Source organism: Polaromonas sp. (assembly GCF_035638815.1).
Lineage (GTDB): Bacteria > Pseudomonadota > Gammaproteobacteria > Burkholderiales > Burkholderiaceae_C > Polaromonas.
In genome coordinates this window covers 39,556-54,744 of sequence record NZ_DASQZG010000010.1, presented here as the reverse complement: position 1 = coordinate 54,744, position 15,189 = coordinate 39,556, and the positions used below count along the sequence as shown (strand labels likewise).

General features: G+C 59.5%; 19 protein-coding genes. 3 read left to right on the top strand and 16 right to left on the bottom strand.

Annotated elements, in window-relative coordinates; all coding sequences use genetic code 11:
* Positions 1-30 precede the first annotated feature (30 nt).
* The 3 genes from VE934_RS05255 to petA form a co-directional block, all read right to left on the bottom strand.
* Complete coding sequence (locus tag VE934_RS05255; RefSeq protein WP_414693817.1) at positions 31-798, bottom strand: cytochrome c1; 768 nt, start codon at positions 796-798, stop codon at positions 31-33.
* A 20-nt stretch (positions 799-818) separates the two neighbouring features.
* Entirely contained in the window at positions 819-2,219 is a 1,401-nt protein-coding gene (locus tag VE934_RS05250; protein WP_324885042.1) for a cytochrome bc complex cytochrome b subunit, read from the bottom strand.
* A 72-nt stretch (positions 2,220-2,291) separates the two neighbouring features.
* Positions 2,292-2,915: a ubiquinol-cytochrome c reductase iron-sulfur subunit gene (gene petA, locus VE934_RS05245; protein WP_324885041.1), complete on the bottom strand. Its 624-nt coding sequence runs from the start codon at positions 2,913-2,915 to the stop codon at positions 2,292-2,294.
* Between the two features lie 168 nt (positions 2,916-3,083).
* Between petA and mscL the strand changes: the two genes are divergently transcribed.
* Complete coding sequence (gene mscL, locus VE934_RS05240) at positions 3,084-3,509, top strand: large conductance mechanosensitive channel protein MscL (protein WP_324885039.1); 426 nt, start codon at positions 3,084-3,086, stop codon at positions 3,507-3,509.
* 110 nt (positions 3,510-3,619) lie between these two features.
* On the opposite strand, the gene pdxA is transcribed toward mscL, so the two are convergent.
* Complete coding sequence (gene pdxA, locus VE934_RS05235; protein ID WP_324885037.1) at positions 3,620-4,660, bottom strand: 4-hydroxythreonine-4-phosphate dehydrogenase PdxA; 1,041 nt, start codon at positions 4,658-4,660, stop codon at positions 3,620-3,622.
* A gap of 223 nt (positions 4,661-4,883) precedes the next feature.
* Here pdxA and VE934_RS05230 point away from each other — a divergent pair, with 223 nt between their 5' ends.
* The gene (locus tag VE934_RS05230) at positions 4,884-6,176 is read left to right on the top strand and encodes a hypothetical protein (RefSeq protein ID WP_324885035.1); all 1,293 of its coding nucleotides are present in this window, start codon (positions 4,884-4,886) and stop codon (positions 6,174-6,176) included.
* Positions 6,177-6,189: 13 nt separating this feature from the next.
* Here the strand turns inward: VE934_RS05230 and VE934_RS05225 are convergent, their stop codons facing one another.
* Both VE934_RS05225 and cysK read right to left on the bottom strand, forming a co-directional pair.
* A complete protein-coding gene (locus VE934_RS05225; protein WP_324885033.1) occupies positions 6,190-6,972 on the bottom strand; it encodes a Nif3-like dinuclear metal center hexameric protein in 783 nt (260 codons plus the stop codon).
* A complete protein-coding gene (gene cysK, locus VE934_RS05220) occupies positions 6,969-7,892 on the bottom strand; it encodes a cysteine synthase A (protein ID WP_324885031.1) in 924 nt (307 codons plus the stop codon). Before cysK ends, VE934_RS05225 begins: the two co-directional genes overlap by 4 nt.
* 198 nt (positions 7,893-8,090) lie before the next feature.
* Between cysK and VE934_RS05215 the strand changes: the two genes are divergently transcribed.
* On the top strand, positions 8,091-9,239 hold the full coding sequence (locus tag VE934_RS05215) for a S1C family serine protease (RefSeq protein WP_324885029.1): 1,149 nt from the start codon (positions 8,091-8,093) through the stop codon (positions 9,237-9,239).
* 15 nt (positions 9,240-9,254) lie between these two features.
* Here VE934_RS05215 and tatC read toward each other — a convergent pair whose 3' ends face one another.
* The 10 genes from tatC to hisH form a co-directional block, all read right to left on the bottom strand.
* Complete coding sequence (gene tatC, locus VE934_RS05210; protein WP_324885026.1) at positions 9,255-10,046, bottom strand: twin-arginine translocase subunit TatC; 792 nt, start codon at positions 10,044-10,046, stop codon at positions 9,255-9,257.
* A 48-nt stretch (positions 10,047-10,094) separates the two neighbouring features.
* Positions 10,095-10,562: a Sec-independent protein translocase protein TatB gene (tatB, locus tag VE934_RS05205; protein ID WP_324885024.1), complete on the bottom strand. Its 468-nt coding sequence runs from the start codon at positions 10,560-10,562 to the stop codon at positions 10,095-10,097.
* A gap of 43 nt (positions 10,563-10,605) precedes the next feature.
* Positions 10,606-10,854, bottom strand: a complete 249-nt coding sequence (gene tatA / locus VE934_RS05200; protein ID WP_324885022.1) for a Sec-independent protein translocase subunit TatA — start codon at positions 10,852-10,854, stop codon at positions 10,606-10,608.
* 198 nt (positions 10,855-11,052) lie between these two features.
* Positions 11,053-11,424 carry a histidine triad nucleotide-binding protein gene (locus VE934_RS05195; protein ID WP_324885020.1) on the bottom strand — a complete coding sequence of 124 codons (372 nt, stop codon included), beginning with the start codon at positions 11,422-11,424 and terminating at the stop codon, positions 11,053-11,055.
* 24 nt (positions 11,425-11,448) lie between these two features.
* Positions 11,449-11,823 (bottom strand): hypothetical protein, encoded by a 375-nt coding sequence (locus VE934_RS05190; RefSeq protein WP_324885018.1) that lies wholly within the window; start codon positions 11,821-11,823, stop codon positions 11,449-11,451.
* Positions 11,824-11,860: 37 nt separating this feature from the next.
* On the bottom strand, positions 11,861-12,229 hold the full coding sequence (locus VE934_RS05185; RefSeq protein ID WP_324885016.1) for a phosphoribosyl-ATP diphosphatase: 369 nt from the start codon (positions 12,227-12,229) through the stop codon (positions 11,861-11,863).
* Between the two features lie 14 nt (positions 12,230-12,243).
* A complete protein-coding gene (hisI, locus tag VE934_RS05180; protein WP_324885014.1) occupies positions 12,244-12,633 on the bottom strand; it encodes a phosphoribosyl-AMP cyclohydrolase in 390 nt (129 codons plus the stop codon).
* Between the two features lie 114 nt (positions 12,634-12,747).
* A complete protein-coding gene (gene hisF / locus VE934_RS05175) occupies positions 12,748-13,527 on the bottom strand; it encodes an imidazole glycerol phosphate synthase subunit HisF (protein WP_324885012.1) in 780 nt (259 codons plus the stop codon).
* Between the two features lie 132 nt (positions 13,528-13,659).
* Positions 13,660-14,400 (bottom strand): 1-(5-phosphoribosyl)-5-[(5-phosphoribosylamino)methylideneamino]imidazole-4-carboxamide isomerase, encoded by a 741-nt coding sequence (hisA, locus tag VE934_RS05170; RefSeq protein WP_324885010.1) that lies wholly within the window; start codon positions 14,398-14,400, stop codon positions 13,660-13,662.
* 80 nt (positions 14,401-14,480) lie between these two features.
* Complete coding sequence (hisH, locus tag VE934_RS05165; RefSeq protein ID WP_324885008.1) at positions 14,481-15,149, bottom strand: imidazole glycerol phosphate synthase subunit HisH; 669 nt, start codon at positions 15,147-15,149, stop codon at positions 14,481-14,483.
* Positions 15,150-15,189 lie beyond the last annotated feature (40 nt).

Genomic DNA, 15,189 nt, shown 5'->3' with positions numbered 1-15,189 from the left:
AGGTGCCGGGGAACAAGCCCCGGCGAAAAATTACTTAACGTCTTTCCAGAATGCCGCGTTCAGGCGCCAGGCAATAAAGGTGAACACAAGAAGAAACATCAGCACCCAGACGCCAACCTTGACGCGGGTGTTTTGTGCAGGCTCTGCCATCCATTGCAGGTAATTGACCAGATCGCCAACGGCCTGGTCGTACTGCAGGGGTGTCATGGTGCCAGGGCTAACTTGTTGCCAGCCTTTGAAGACCGCGACCTTGTGGCCGTGGTCTTCCTTGTAGTCAAACAGCGGTTTGCGCTCGCCCGACATTTCCCACATCACATGCGGCATCGCCACATTGGGGAAAGCCAGGTTGTTCCAGCCGGTGGCCTTGGTGTCGTCGCGGTAATAGCTGCGCAGATAGGTGTACAGATAGTCAGCGCCCGTGCCGCCTGCGCCAGAGCGCGAACGGGCAATCACGGTCAGGTCAGGCGGGTTGGCGCCAAACCATTCCTTGGCCTGCTTGGGGTCAATTGCGGCTTTCATGGTCTCGCCCACCTTGTCGGTGGCAAAGAGCAGGTTGTCCTTGATCTGCTGGTCCGTCAGCTGAATGTCCTTCAGGCGGTTGTAACGCATGAAGGCGGCCGAGTGACAGTTCAGGCAATAGTTGACGAACAGCTTGGCGCCGTTTTGCAAAGCGCCCATTTCATTGGTTTTATTGGGAGCCTTGTCCCATGCAATGCCTTCGCTTGCGGCGTAGACAGCATTGCTGCCCAGCACAAGCACAGCGGCCAAACCCAGAGCCCAGTGTTTCAGTGTCTTCATCATGTTCTAAATTCTCCAGCTCAGTGGGCAGCAAAAGTGACGCGGTCAGGCACTGGCTTGAAGGTACCCAAACGGCTCCACCACGGCATCAGCAGGAAGAAGCCGAAATAGAACAAGGTGCCGATTTGCGAAACGCGCTCGTTGATTGCCGATGGCGGTTTGATCCCGAGGTAGCCGAGCACCACGAAAACGATCACGAAAATGCCATAGAGGTATTTGTGCCAGTCAGGACGGTACCGGATTGACTTGACCGGGCTGTGGTCCAGCCATGGCAGGAAGAACAGGATGATGACCGCGCCGCCCATGACCACAACACCCCAGAACTTGGCGTCGATCATCAGCATGGCTGCAATGAGTACCACAGCACCACCCACAATCACGGCCTTGAAGAGCGTCGCGATTTTGGCTTTGAGCACACCCAGCACAGCACCGGCAAGCACGCACGCGATCAGCGCATACATCATCTGGTCGGTAATGGCCCGCAGCATCGAGTAGTACGGCGTGAAATACCAGACCGGTGCAATGTGCGAAGGCGTTTTCAGTGAATCAGCCGGGATGAAGTTGTTGTACTCCAGGAAATAACCGCCGGCTTCAGGCGCAAAGAAAATGATGGCCGAGAAAATCATCAAAAAGACGCTGACCGCAAAAATGTCGTGCACCGTGTAGTAAGGGTGAAAGGCGATGCCGTCCAGCGGCTTGCCAGTCGCATCCCTGTGCGCCTTGATTTCAACGCCGTCAGGGTTGTTGGAGCCGACTTCGTGCAGCGCGATCAAATGCGCCACGACCAGACCCAGCAGCACCAGGGGCACAGCGATAACGTGAAAAGCAAAGAAGCGGTTCAGCGTCGCGTCACCCACCACGTAGTCGCCGCGGATCAGCAGTGCCAGATCAGGGCCGATAAAAGGAATGGCAGCAAACAGGTTAACGATCACCTGAGCGCCCCAGTAGCTCATCTGGCCCCATGGCAGCAGGTAGCCCATGAAGGCCTCGGCCATCAGGCACAGGAAAATCGCGCAGCCGAAAATCCAGACCAGCTCACGCGGCTTGCGGTAGCTGCCATAAAGCAGGCCGCGGAACATGTGCAGGTAGACCACGACAAAGAAAGCGCTGGCGCCGGTGGAGTGCATGTAACGCACCAGCCAGCCCCATGGCACATCACGCATGATGTATTCGACCGAGCCGAATGCCAGTGCGGCGTCGGGCTTGTAATGCATGGTCAGGAAAATGCCGGTGACGATCTGGATCACCAGAACCAGCAGGGCCAGGGAGCCAAACACGTACCAGAAGTTGAAGTTTTTGGGCGCGTAGTACTCGGTCACGTGCTCTTTGAGGAGCTTGCTCGCGGGGAAGCGGTTGTCGACCCAGTTCATCAACTTGGTGCCGACGGGCGCATCGGGGGAAACTTCTTTGAAATCAGCCATAAGGGATCCTATTCGCTATTCGATGGGGGACTGGGCGGGCGCAAGGGCGCTGGCCCCGAGTCCGGCAAAGCTTCAGGCTTTTTTGTCCTCACCAATCAGCAGCTTGGCGTCTGAGAGGTACATGTGGGGCGGCACTTCGAGGTTGTCGGGCGCGGGTTTGTTTTTGTAAACGCGACCAGCGATGTCGAAGGTAGAACCATGGCAGGGGCAGAGGAAACCGCCAGCCCAGTCGTCCGGCAGCGAAGGCTGCGCGCCAGTCTGGAATTTTTCGGTTGGTGAGCATCCCAAATGCGAGCAGATGCCAACCGCCACAAAAAACTCCGGTTTGATGGAGCGGTTTTCGTTGCGAGCGTAGGCTGGGGTCAGTTCATCGGGTTTGCGCTCAGACTTGGGGTCGGCCAGCTGGGAGTCCAGCTTGGAGAGCCCGGCGAGTTGCTCTGGCGTGCGGCGCAAGATCCACACTGGCTTGCCACGCCACTCCACGGTTTGCATTTCACCGGGCTTCATGGCCGAAACATCGACCTCAACCGCGGCACCGGCCGCCTTGGCGCGCTCGGAGGGCTGAAAAGTGCTGACAAAAGGGACGGCAACTGCGGCTACGCCGGCACCGCCCGCGACACAAGTGGTCACTATCCAGTTTCTTTTGTCTTTATCAATCGGTGCACTCTGCGGCACGGTAACGCTTGCTTGGGTCATGGGTGTCCTACCGGAACATGGCTTGAAAACTTGAAATGGGGCTTGTCGGGGTCAACCCGGGATTGTAACGGAGCGAGAACAGCTTTTTCAAGGCTTGACACTGTATCCAACGGTCTGGCTGCGACAACCGGCAGCGGCTAATATGCACGGCAATCAAAGGAGCACGACATGGGCATGATTCAGGAATTCAGGGAGTTTGCGGTCAAGGGCAACGTGATTGATCTCGCCGTCGGCGTCATCATCGGCGCGGCCTTCGGGAAAATTGTCGACGCGGTGGTCAGTGACCTGATCATGCCGGTCGTTGGCATGGTGTTTGGCAAGCTCGATTTTTCAAGCCTGTACATCTTGCTGGGGAGCGTGCCCCCGGGTACCGACTTGTCGCTGGACGCCCTGCGCAAAGCTGGGGTTCCGGTGTTTGCCTACGGCCACTTCCTGACCGTGTTACTCAATTTCGTAATTCTGGCCTTCATCATTTTCTTGATGGTCAAGCAGATCAACCGGCTCAAGCGTAACCATGCAGAACCTGCCGCAGCGCCCGCCACGCCGGAAGATGTGTTGCTGCTCCGTGAGATTCGGGACAACCTGAGGAAGTAGGCCCCCCGTGGCGCTCACTTCGTGTAGCGGCCTCTCCCCTGAGGGACGGCGCCTGCCGACTGGCAAAGCCAGACCGGCGGCCCCCGCTTGCCAAGACGACGGGCCGGTTTTCAGCCCACCAATTGCCGGGCCATGCGAATTGCCGCTATCAGGCTGGATGCATCGGCCACACCCTTGCCCGCAATATCAAATGCCGTCCCGTGATCAGGGCTGGTGCGCACCAAAGGCAGGCCAAGCGTGACATTGACGCCCTGCTCAACGCCCAGGTATTTGACTGGTATGAGCCCCTGGTCGTGGTACATCGCCACCACCACATCAAATTCGCCGGTTTGCCCATCGGCCGCTCTGGCCCGCATGAACACGGTGTCCGGCGCGTAGGGACCGCTTACGTCCATGCCCTCCTTGCGGGCTGCCTCGATGGCAGGCGCAATGACGTCCAGCTCTTCCCGTCCGAACAAACCGCCCTCACCCGCATGCGGGTTCAAACCGGCCACAGCCATGCGTGGCGAGCTGCCCGTTGTCGTGCGCACGCACTGGTGCGTGATGCGCAAGGTCGCAAGAAGGTTTTCAAACGTCACTGCATCAATGGCCTCGCGCAATGACATGTGAATACTCACCAACACGGTCTTCAGCTCGTCATTGGCCAGCATCATGCGCACCGGCAGTCCGGAGATTGGCTTACCCACAAAAGCGGCAGCCTCAGCCTGCAACAGTTCGGTGTGGCCCGGAAAGCGCGAAAACGCCGGCCCGGCCGCGGCCATTGCTTCTTTGTGAATGGGCGCGGTGACCATGGCTGCGACATCGCCCGCCAGCGCCGCGCGGGCCGCCCAGACAATGCAGTCTGCTGCGGCTTTACCAGCCAAAGCGTTGATTTGCCCATAAAGGACGGGCGCTGACAGCTCACATTTTTGTAGCACCGGAATGCTGCGAGGCGGCGCCGCCTGCCACTCGCTGATCGAGGTAAGTTCAACCACCGGCAGGGTAACGGCTGCGTGGCCCGTTACCAACTGGGCCGCTCGTCGCAAGGTGGCCACGTCGCCGACCACAACACAGCCCGTCAAATCATCCGGCGCAAGCACAAACGCCTTGGCAATGATCTCCGGGCCTATGCCCGCCGGGTCGCCCATGGTGATGGCGATTGGTTTTCTCATGGGAAACCCGCGTTTTGGGGTTGCGGGCGATTCAAGGCTTCACCTTGATGCCTGAACACCCCATAATGATTTGAAGCACCGCCGCAGACACCGCTTGTCCCCGCAAGGGGAGGCACATGTCGGTCGGGCAGCGGGCAAGCCGGATGGAGGAAAGCTAAAGCATGCATTCTGTCGGTATTTTCGCGCAAACGCCGACGCTGGCCATGGTCCCGCCTGCTGCGCCATGAACGCTGCCGAAATCATCATCTGGAGTGCTGCGGTAGGCTCCATGGGACTGGTGGTTGTGCTGGCCGCGGCGGAAGCCCTCTACAGTCGCAGCCTTGCCAGTGTGCAAAGTCTGATTTACCTCGGCATGTACTGGCTTTTCTTCGCCCTGATGTGCGGCTTGCCGTCAGTCCTGCTGCCCGCCGCCAGCGCACCCTGGATCTACATTGCGCAGGTGCTGATAGGGCCCTTGCGCAGCGCCATGGGTTTTTACGGCGGCAAACACTGGCTGGCCTCCAGCAGGCGTGACCGGCTGACGGACATCAGTTTTCGCGGCACAACCTGGCTGTGCGTGATCGGCGGGCCGCTGTGCCTCCTCCTCCCGACCGGCTTGCAACTGCAGGCGTCGGCCGCACTGACCATTTTCAGCGTGTGCGTGATGTTGTGGCTGACCGCGCGTGCGGCACAGCACGGCGACCGGATGGCCTGGGGCCTGACCATCGCCAGTGTGCTCACGCTGCCCTTGCAGATCGGTTTGTACTGGCTGATCCTGGATTACGGCACCCTGTCGGCACCGCTTCAAGCGGGCGTGGCGCTGATGGGATTGCTGAGCATCTCCTTGATAGCCGGTCTTTTATGGCTGCGCAACCACCACAGTCGGCAGATCCTTCGCAACCCTCACACCCGGCGCGACCCGGTAACCCATCTGTACGGCGGCGTCGCGATGGTGCAAAAGATTGTGCGGGCACAGCGTCGCCTGACGCGCACCCGGCGCGACGGCGCCTTGATGGCGGTGCAGTTGTTCGAGCCCGAACGGCTTCTGGCCCAGGTCGGCCACTACGGGCTCAACGATATTTACAGCCAACTGGCCAAACGCATGCTCAGGCACACCGGCGTCGTCAATCCAGCCGGGCGTTACTACGACCGATGTTTTATCGTATTGATTGAGACCCTGCATTCGCCGCGCTGGATACGCACATTGGGACTGCGCGTGGCCTCCAGCTTGCGCAAGCCGCTTGAGGTTACTTCGCTCAGCGGAGAACGCATCAAGATCAATGCCGACATCGGCGTCGGCCTGGTGCATTTGTCTGGCGCGGGCAAGGACGTGGACCAGCTGCTGCATGAGGTGCAGGCCGTGGCTGTTGCGTCACGCTCAATGCGCTCGCGCGCGGCGCTGCTCGATGAGATCACCCGCCAGGCCATTGCCGTAGAGCATGCCGAGCTTGGTGCCAGCTGGCACGCCATGCATACAGCGCGTACTCACCCCCCGCGCGCTCTTGAGCCCAGACGCCAGCGCCGGACAGCCGTCTGACAAGGCCCGGGCTTCAACCCGGGTTATCGATGTCGATGAACTCGTGGGCCAGGCCAAACTGAGCCGCCACATGCGCAGCAACGGCGGGCGCCCCATACCGCTCGGACGCGTGATGGCCACACGCAATAAACGCCACACCCATCTCACGGGCGTAGTGCGCCTGCGGCTCGGAAATTTCTCCGGTGATGAAGGCGTCCGCTCCGGCTTCAATCGCGGCTTCAAAATAATCCTGCGCGCCGCCGGTGCACCACGCTACGTTTTTAATAGCGCCTTTCGCCCGTCCTACAAGGACAACAGGCCGATTTAATACATTTCTGACGTGATCAGCCAGGTTTTCGGCACTTTCAAAGCCGTTTTCTGCTGCGTCACTACGGCTGCCCAGAAATCCCAGGTTGTTGTCTCCAAACAAGCGATCCGCCTTCAGCCCCAGCGTTAAACCCAGCTGCGCGTTGTTGCCCAGCTCAGGGTGCGCATCCAGCGGCAGATGGTAGGCATAGAGATTGATGTCATGCGCCAGCAGCAAGCCCAGGCGCTGCTTCATCCAGCCAGTAACACGGCCGTCCTGCCCTCGCCAGAACAAACCATGGTGCACAAAAATCGCGTCCGCCTGCGCAGCCACCGCCGCCTCAATCAGCGCCAGACTGGCCGTCACACCCGAGACGATTTTGCGGACATCGGCCTTTCCTTCGACCTGCAGGCCGTTGGGCCCGTAATCCTTGAAACGCTCGGGCTGCAGCAGCTGATCGAAGGCTGCGAGCAACAGTGCGCGGGGGGCGACCGGCGCAGACGCGTTCACGGCAGGAAACCTTCCACCGACAAATAACGTTCGCCGGTGTCGTAGTTGAATCCCAGCACCGTGCTGCCGGGTGCAATGTCGGGCAACTTCTGCGCGATGGCCGCCAGTGTTGCGCCTGATGAAATCCCCACGAGCAGACCCTCTTGCGCTGCGCTCCGACGCGCGTAATCTTTCGCCGCGTCACCCTCGACCTGAATCACGCCGTCAAGCAAATCCGTCTGCAGATTGGCTGGAATAAAACCAGCGCCAATGCCCTGGATGGGATGCGGCGAAGGTTTGCCGCCGCTGATGACAGGCGAGGCCGCCGGTTCAACCGCATAGACCTTGGTATTGGGGAATTTTGCTTTTAGCACCTGGGCCACGCCGCTTACGTGACCGCCGGTGCCAACGCCCGTGATCAGGACATCGACGCCCAGTGGGAAATCCGCCAGAATTTCCTCTGCGGTTGTACGCACATGCACTTCAATATTGGCGGGATTTTCAAATTGCTGCGGCATCCAGGCGCCGGGCGTTTGCGCCACTAGTTCCTTCGCCCTTGCAATCGCACCGTTCATGCCTTTTTCCCGCGGTGTCAGCTCAAAGGTGGCACCATAGGCCAGCATCAGACGGCGACGCTCAATGCTCATGCTGTCCGGCATCACCAACACCAACGGGTACCCTTTAACGGCTGCCACCATGGCCAGGCCTACGCCCGTGTTTCCGGAGGTCGGTTCGATGATGGTGCCGCCGGGCTTGAGCGCGCCTGATTTTTCTGCCGCTTCCACCATGCTCAACGCAATACGGTCCTTGATCGACCCCCCGGGGTTGCTGCGCTCTGACTTGATATAAATCTGGTGGGTCTGGCAGGCCGCGCCAAAAATCCGGTTCAAACGAATGTGGGGCGTGTTGCCGATGGTGGCGAGAACGCTGGTAGCTTTCATGGCGGTCCTTTTGGGTTGGCGGTATGGGGGCCTGCGCGAACGGGTTCGTTGGCGGCGCTGCAATCTTCCAAATTATCACGGTTCGCAAAGGCACGGCCGCAAGACAGGCCGGGGCCACGTGATGGGTATGGGAATTCGGTGAAAATCGGAGCATTCACTTTCGCCACGGCCTCATCCCCGTCCTCCCTGGAAATTTTCATGCGCAAATTCTGGCTTTTGTTCTCCCAAACCGTCACGGTGCTTCTGGCGGTTTTCTTTGTGGTGGCCACACTCAAACCGCAATGGCTGAACCGGCCCGGGCTCGGCAACTCAGTGGCCCTGATTGAAGCGCCCGCCAGCGGCGATGCCGGTGCGCCACCCCCAGCGGGCAGCTTTGCAGCAGCGGCCAAAGTGGCTTCGGCAGCCGTGGTCAGCATCAACACCAGCAAAGCCGCGGCGCGCAACCCGAACATGGATGACCCGTGGTTCCGTTTTTTCTTTGGCGACCAGGGTGGGCGCAGCGAGCCGCAAGTGGGCCTGGGCAGCGGCGTCATCGTCAGCCCCAATGGCTACATCCTGACCAACAACCATGTGGTGGAAGGCGCAGACGACATTGAGGTCATCCTCAACGACACCCGCAAGGCCAAAGCCAAAATCATTGGCACCGACCCTGAAACCGACCTCGCCATCCTGAAGATTGAGTTGGACAAATTGCCCATCATTGTTCTTGGCAGCTCGGACACGCTGCAGGTGGGCGACCCGGTGCTGGCCATTGGCAACCCCTTTGGTGTCGGGCAAACCGTGACCAGCGGCATTGTCAGCGCGCTCGGCCGCAACCAGTTGGGCATCAACACCTTTGAAAACTTCATCCAGACCGACGCGGCCATCAACCCTGGCAATTCAGGTGGCGCACTGGTGGACACACAAGGCCGGCTGCTGGGCATCAACACTGCCATTTACTCACGCTCGGGCGGCTCCATGGGCATTGGTTTTGCCATCCCCGTGTCGACTGGCAAACAGGTGCTGGAAAGCATCGTGAAGGACGGTCAAGTGACGCGCGGCTGGATTGGCGTGGAGCCACAAGATCTGGTGCCCGAGCTGGCAGAAACCTTTGGCATCAAGACTCGCACCGGTGTCATCATCACCGGCGTTCTGCAAAACGGCCCTGCGGCTCAGGCCGGCATTTTGCCTGGCGACGTGATCACGGAAGTGGCGGGGAAATCGGTGGGTACGGTGACCGAATTGCTGAGCGCGGTGGCCGGATTGAAACCCGGCGTTGCCGCGCCGCTAAGCGTGCTGCGCAAAGACAAAAAAACGGAGCTATCGGTAGTGCCCGGCACCCGCCAACGGCCGAAAATCCAGCGCTGAAGTCATGCAAGCCCGCTAAGGCTTGACGGCTTCGGCGTCTTCCGGCGCCTGGGTGTGCTTGATGAAAATCTTCGCGGCCCAGATCCCCACTTCGTACAGCAGGCACATCGGGATAGCCAGTGCCAGCTGGGACACCACATCCGGCGGCGTGACAATGGCAGCGATCACAAAAGCCAGCACGATGAAGTAGCCCCGAAAATCCTTTAGCTTCTGAATGCTGACGATGTTCATGCGGGCCAGCACTACCACCGCGATTGGCACCTCAAAGGCCATGCCAAACGCCAGAAACATGCTGAGCACAAAGCCGAGGTAGGCCTCGATATCCGGCGCCGCGACGATCGATTTCGGCGCAAAGCTTTGAATGAACTTGAAAACCTGGCCGAAGACAAAAAAGTAGCAAAAAGCCACGCCAATAAAAAACAGCAAGGTACTGGACACCACCAGCGGCATGACCAGTTTCTTTTCGTGGGTGTACAGGCCAGGCGCGACAAAAGCCCATACCTGGTAAAGCACTACGGGCAAGGCAAGCATGAAAGCTGCCATCAGCAAAATTTTCAGCGGCACCAGAAATGGCGAGATCACCGAGGTGGCAATCAACGATGCGCCTTTGGGCAGGGTGTCCACCAGCGGCGCGGCCAACAGATCAAACAGCAACGCCGGGCCGGGCCAGATGGCCAGCAAAATGGCGGCAACGCCAATCGCCGCCACGATGCGGATCATCCGGTCGCGCAGCTCTATCAGGTGCTGCACAAAAGGCTGCTCGGTACCCGCGAGTTCGTCGGGCTTGTCGGTATTGGGGTCGCTCATGGGGAAGATAGTCGCTGGAACGCCGGTACCGGCAAAACGGCACCCGGTTTAAACATGGCGCCCAGGCTGCGGGCGAAAACGTGCCACACGGGCCGCGCCGGACAGTGCCTTGGTACGCACACCAGACCGGGCTTTGTACCACTGCGGCCTGGCGCCGGTCTTGAGCCGCCAGTTCTTTTTGGGTCGTTTGTATTCGGGGAAAGTGATCATGCCGGGCAATTCGTCGGCAGATGCAGTCCCGGTAGTTTCGGCCCAGGATTTTTCGAAATCACTGGCATTGGTCTGGATGGTGTTTTCGACATCCCTCGCAGCGCCTTCAACGGACTCTTTCATTTTCTTGAGTTCGTCCAGCTCCATCGAGCGGCTGACTTCCTGCTTGACATCAGAAACATAACGCTGCGCCTTGCCCAGCAACATGCCCACCGTGCGGGCCACTCGCGGCAGTTTTTCAGGGCCGATCACAATCAGCGCAACAGCGCCGATCAGGGCAATCTTGGTCAGGCCGATGTCAATCACGGCAGTTCAGCTGGCGAGCAGTCCAGACGAAATACAGAACGGATCAAGACTTCTGCTTGGCTTCCACGTCAATCGTGGATTTGTCGGCGGCCTGCGCATGGCTGACCTGGCTGGCAGCGGCCGCAGCAGCGGCTTTTTCGTCAGCGCTCTGACCGCCATCTTTCATGCCGTCCTTGAAGCCCTTGACAGCGCCGCCGAGGTCGCCGCCCATGTTGCGGAGCTTCTTGGTGCCAAACACCATCACAACGATCAACAACACAATCAGCCAGTGCCAAATGGAAAATGAACCCATGTTTCTCTCCTAATCTGTAAATTTGCACAAAGTTGTGGTCATTCTAAAGGCCTGAAGCCCCAGACGGCCGGGGATGACCCGCATTGACCACCCTGCCGGCGTGCCTGCCTTATTTGCGGCGCACCATCGGACTTGCAAGCGGGCATTTACCCGCAGGCGGACATAAGAGCTTTTAGTAGTAGAGCGGTCGTAAAGGGGCTAACCCCTCAACCATGGCCGCGGCCCACCCATCACATGGATGTGCAAATGGTGCACTTCCTGCCCGCCCTCGGCACCGGTATTTGTAACGATACGAAAGCCACCTTCGGGGTAAGGCTTGCAGCCTTCGGCGAGTGCCAGTTTTGGCGCCAAGGCCATCATGCGGCCCAGCAGCGCCTCATGTTCCGGGCCCACCTGCGCCATAGACGCAACATGGGCCTTGGGAATCATCAAAAAGTGGACGGGCGCCCACGGATTGATGTCATGGAAGGCAAAAATTTCATCGTCCTCATAAACCTTGCGGCTCGGGATTTCGCCCGCTGCGATTTTGCAGAAAAGGCAGTTGTCGGAATCGGGATTGGGCGGGCTCATTTACAGGGCGTGGAAACGACGGGTTTACAAAACGAGAGACGAGTCCTTGGCGGGACGGTTGCCGTTAAAGCGCATCCAGCCGCGCAGGCAACGGTACAGGTACCAGAGCCAGACGATGCCATAGGCGATGGCTCCCGGGAGGAACAGCAGCAACCACAGCGGCGAGAGCACAACCAGCCAGATCAAAGTCCACCAGAAAGTCTGGATCATGTAGTTGTGGTGGTCGATGTACAGCGCATCAGATTCATCGGAGCGGCGCAGGTAGTTGACGATGAGTGCCACGACCGCAAAGATGCCGCCGCTAAACCACGCCAGGGTGTGCAGGGCGTACAGCACATGCATGACAGTCCGGTCCCCCGGGGTTTTGCTGTCGAATTCAGCGAGATCGGTTTGACTCATGCTCTTCCTTTTTTTGCTTGTGAATTTACTTGGGAGCCTATTTCTCGCCAGCTTCCCGAGCCTGGGCCTTGCGCAGCGCTTTTTCTTCAATGCCACTGGTGCCAGCGCGGCGCTCCAGCTCGGCAATCACGTCCGCGGGACTGAGCCCATAGTGCGCCAGGGCAATCATGCTGTGAAACCACAGATCAGCGACTTCGCCGACCAGCTTGGCAGGGTCACCGCCGTGGTCAAGGTCTTTGGCGGCCATGACGGTCTCCGTGGCTTCCTCACCGATTTTTTTCAGAAAGGCGTCCGGGCCTTTGTGCAGCAGGCGCGCGACGTAGCTGGTGTCCGGGTCGCCACCCATTGCGGGTTTGCGGCTCTCAATGGTTTGCGCCAGGCGCTGCAGGGAGTCACTGGATGTCATGGCTGTTGTCTATCTTATTTGTAGATGCTGGACGGGTCTTTCAAGACCGGCTCGGTCACCACCCACTGGCCGTCTTTGTAAAGACTGAAAAAGCAGCTGTGGCGCCCGGTGTGGCAAGCAATGCCCGGCTCATGGCCAAGTTGCGTCACCTTGAGCAAGATCACGTCGTTATCGCAGTCCAGCCGGATCTCATGCACGGTCTGCAAATGGCCTGACTCTTCGCCCTTGTGCCATAAACGCCCGCGCGATCGGCTGAAGTACACCGCCTGACCAAGCTCTGCCGTTTTTTGCAGCGCCTCACGGTTCATCCAGGCAAACATGAGAACGTCGCCGCTCGATGCCTCCTGCGCTATAACGGGAATCAGGCCTTTGTCGTCCCAACCAATGTCGTCTAACCATTTCATATTGCTTATTGTCTGTGGAATAGATGCACTCGCGCACGCTCGTGTTCACTATTAAATTTATAGCAATGAGCGCCCGCTGTTATTGGGCCAGAAGCCTATAAAGCTTGAGAGTTTCTACAGACGGACAGGAATACCGCGGCTTGCCATATGCTGCTTGGCTTGTTGCACCGTGTATTCCCCGTAGTGGAAGATGCTGGCCGCCAACACTGCATCGGCGCCGCCGAGCTGAATGCCGTCGGCCAGATGGTCCAGGTTGCCGACGCCGCCCGAAGCAATGACCGGCACGCTGACTGCGTCGGCGACAGCGCGTGTCAGCGCCAGATCAAACCCGGACTTGGTCCCGTCGCGGTCCATGCTGGTGAGCAAAATTTCTCCGGCGCCGCGCCGCGCCATTTCAGTCGCCCAAGCCACCGCGTCCAGCCCGGTGTTTTTGCGGCCGCCATGGCTGTAGACGTCCCAACCCGCTCCACGGGTTTTGGCGTCTTCTTCGCTGCGTCGCTTGGCATCAATCGCCACCACGATGCACTGCGCGCCGTATTTGGTGGAGGCGTCTTCAATCACCTGCGGATTGGCCAGCGCGGCGGAGTTGAAGCTGGTCTTGTCGGCACCGGCATTGAGCAAACGGCGCACATCTTCAACCGTGCGCACACCGCCGCCTACTGTCAGAGGGATAAATACCTGCGAAGCGACTGCTTCGATGATGTGCAGGATCAGGTCGCGCCCATCGCTGGTGGCGGTGATGTCCAGGAAGGTCAGTTCGTCGGCGCCCTGATCGTTGTAACGGGCGGCAATCTCAACCGGGTCCCCGGCATCGCGCAGTTCAACGAAATTAACACCCTTGACGACGCGGCCGCCGGTGACATCAAGGCAGGGAATGATTCTTTTCGCGAGCATATCAATGGCCCCCACGGTCGCTCACTGCGTGTAGCTCCCTGCCCCCCGAGGGGGCCGCTGCGCCTGCGGCCGGGCGAAGCCCGTTCCGCGGCCCCTGCTTGGTTGAAGAGGTGCCCTTAGCGGCAGCTGCGGTCATCCGTTCAGCTCGTCGGCCCGGGCTTGCGCCGCAGCAAAATCCAGATCGCCGCTGTAAATCGAGCGGCCGCAAATCACACCTTCAACGCCCTCTTCTTCCACCGCGCACAGGGCATCGATGTCAGCCATGTTGGACAGGCCACCCGAGGCGATGACAGGAATCGTCAGCGCCTGCGCGAGCTTGACGGTGGCTTCGATGTTGATGCCGGTGAGCATGCCGTCGCGGCCGATGTCGGTGTAGATGATGGATTCGACGCCGTAGTCCTGGAACTTTTTACCCAGATCAACCACTTCATGGCCGGTCATCTTGCTCCAGCCGTCGGTGGCAACTTTGCCGTCCTTGGCATCAAGCCCGACGATGATATGACCGCCGAAAGCGGTGCAGGCGTCCTGCAAAAACCCGGGGTTTTTCACAGCCGCAGTGCCGATGATGACGTAGCGCAGGCCCGAATCAAGGTAACGCTCAATCGTGTCCAGGTCACGGATGCCGCCGCCCAGTTGCACGTCGATCTCGCTGCCGACTTCAGCCAGGATCTTCTTGATGGCTGCCTCGTTTTTTGGCTTGCCGGCAAACGCGCCGTTGAGGTCCACCAGATGCAGACGGCGAGCCCCCTTGTCTACCCAGCTGCGCGCCATGGCGGCGGGGTCTTCGCTGAAGATGGTGGACTGATCCATGTCCCCCTGTTTGAGGCGCACGCAATGGCCGTCTTTCAAATCAATCGCGGGGATGAGCAACATGGGCAGTTAGGGGAGGCAGTGAGAGTGGGGGGGGGTAAAAGCCGGTCCGACGAAATCCGATGGGTGCAGGCAAAGGCAGTTCAGGGATTCCAGTGCAGGAAATTTCGGTACAGGGCCAGTCCGTGGTCAGCGCTTTTTTCGGGGTGAAATTGGGTAGCGAAAATATTATCGCGCGCAATGGCTGCCGTAAAGCGCCCGCCGTAATCGGCAAAACCCGCAGTGTGGCGCGCATCAGACGGACGGGCGTAGAAGCTGTGTACGAAGTAGAAATAAGCGCCATCGGGCACGCCTGCCCACAAGGCGTGGGGCGGCGCACCGTTCTGGATCACCTGATTCCAGCCCATTTGCGGCACCTTGTATCGGCTGCCGTCAGGCTGCATTTGACCGATGAGGTCAAACTTGACGACCTCGCCGGGGATCAACCCCAGGCCGGGTGTTCCGGTGCCAGGACCTTCCAGGCTGCGCTCCAGCAGCATCTGCATGCCCACACAGACGCCAAAAAGCGGTTTGTTGGCGGCGGCATGCAGCACGGCGTCCTGCAAGCCCGACTCGGCCAGCGAGCGCATGCAGTCGGGTATGGCGCCCTGCCCGGGAAGGACGACACGTTCTGCATCGAGCACCTCCTGCGCATTCGACGTAACGACAACCTCGTAGCCGCTGCCTGTGGCCACATGCTGAACCGCCTGGGATACCGAGCGCAGGTTGCCCGAGCCGTAGTCCACCACGGCTACTGTTTTGGATTTAGACATTTGCGCTCAAATCACTACTGTTTTGATAGCAAACTTTACC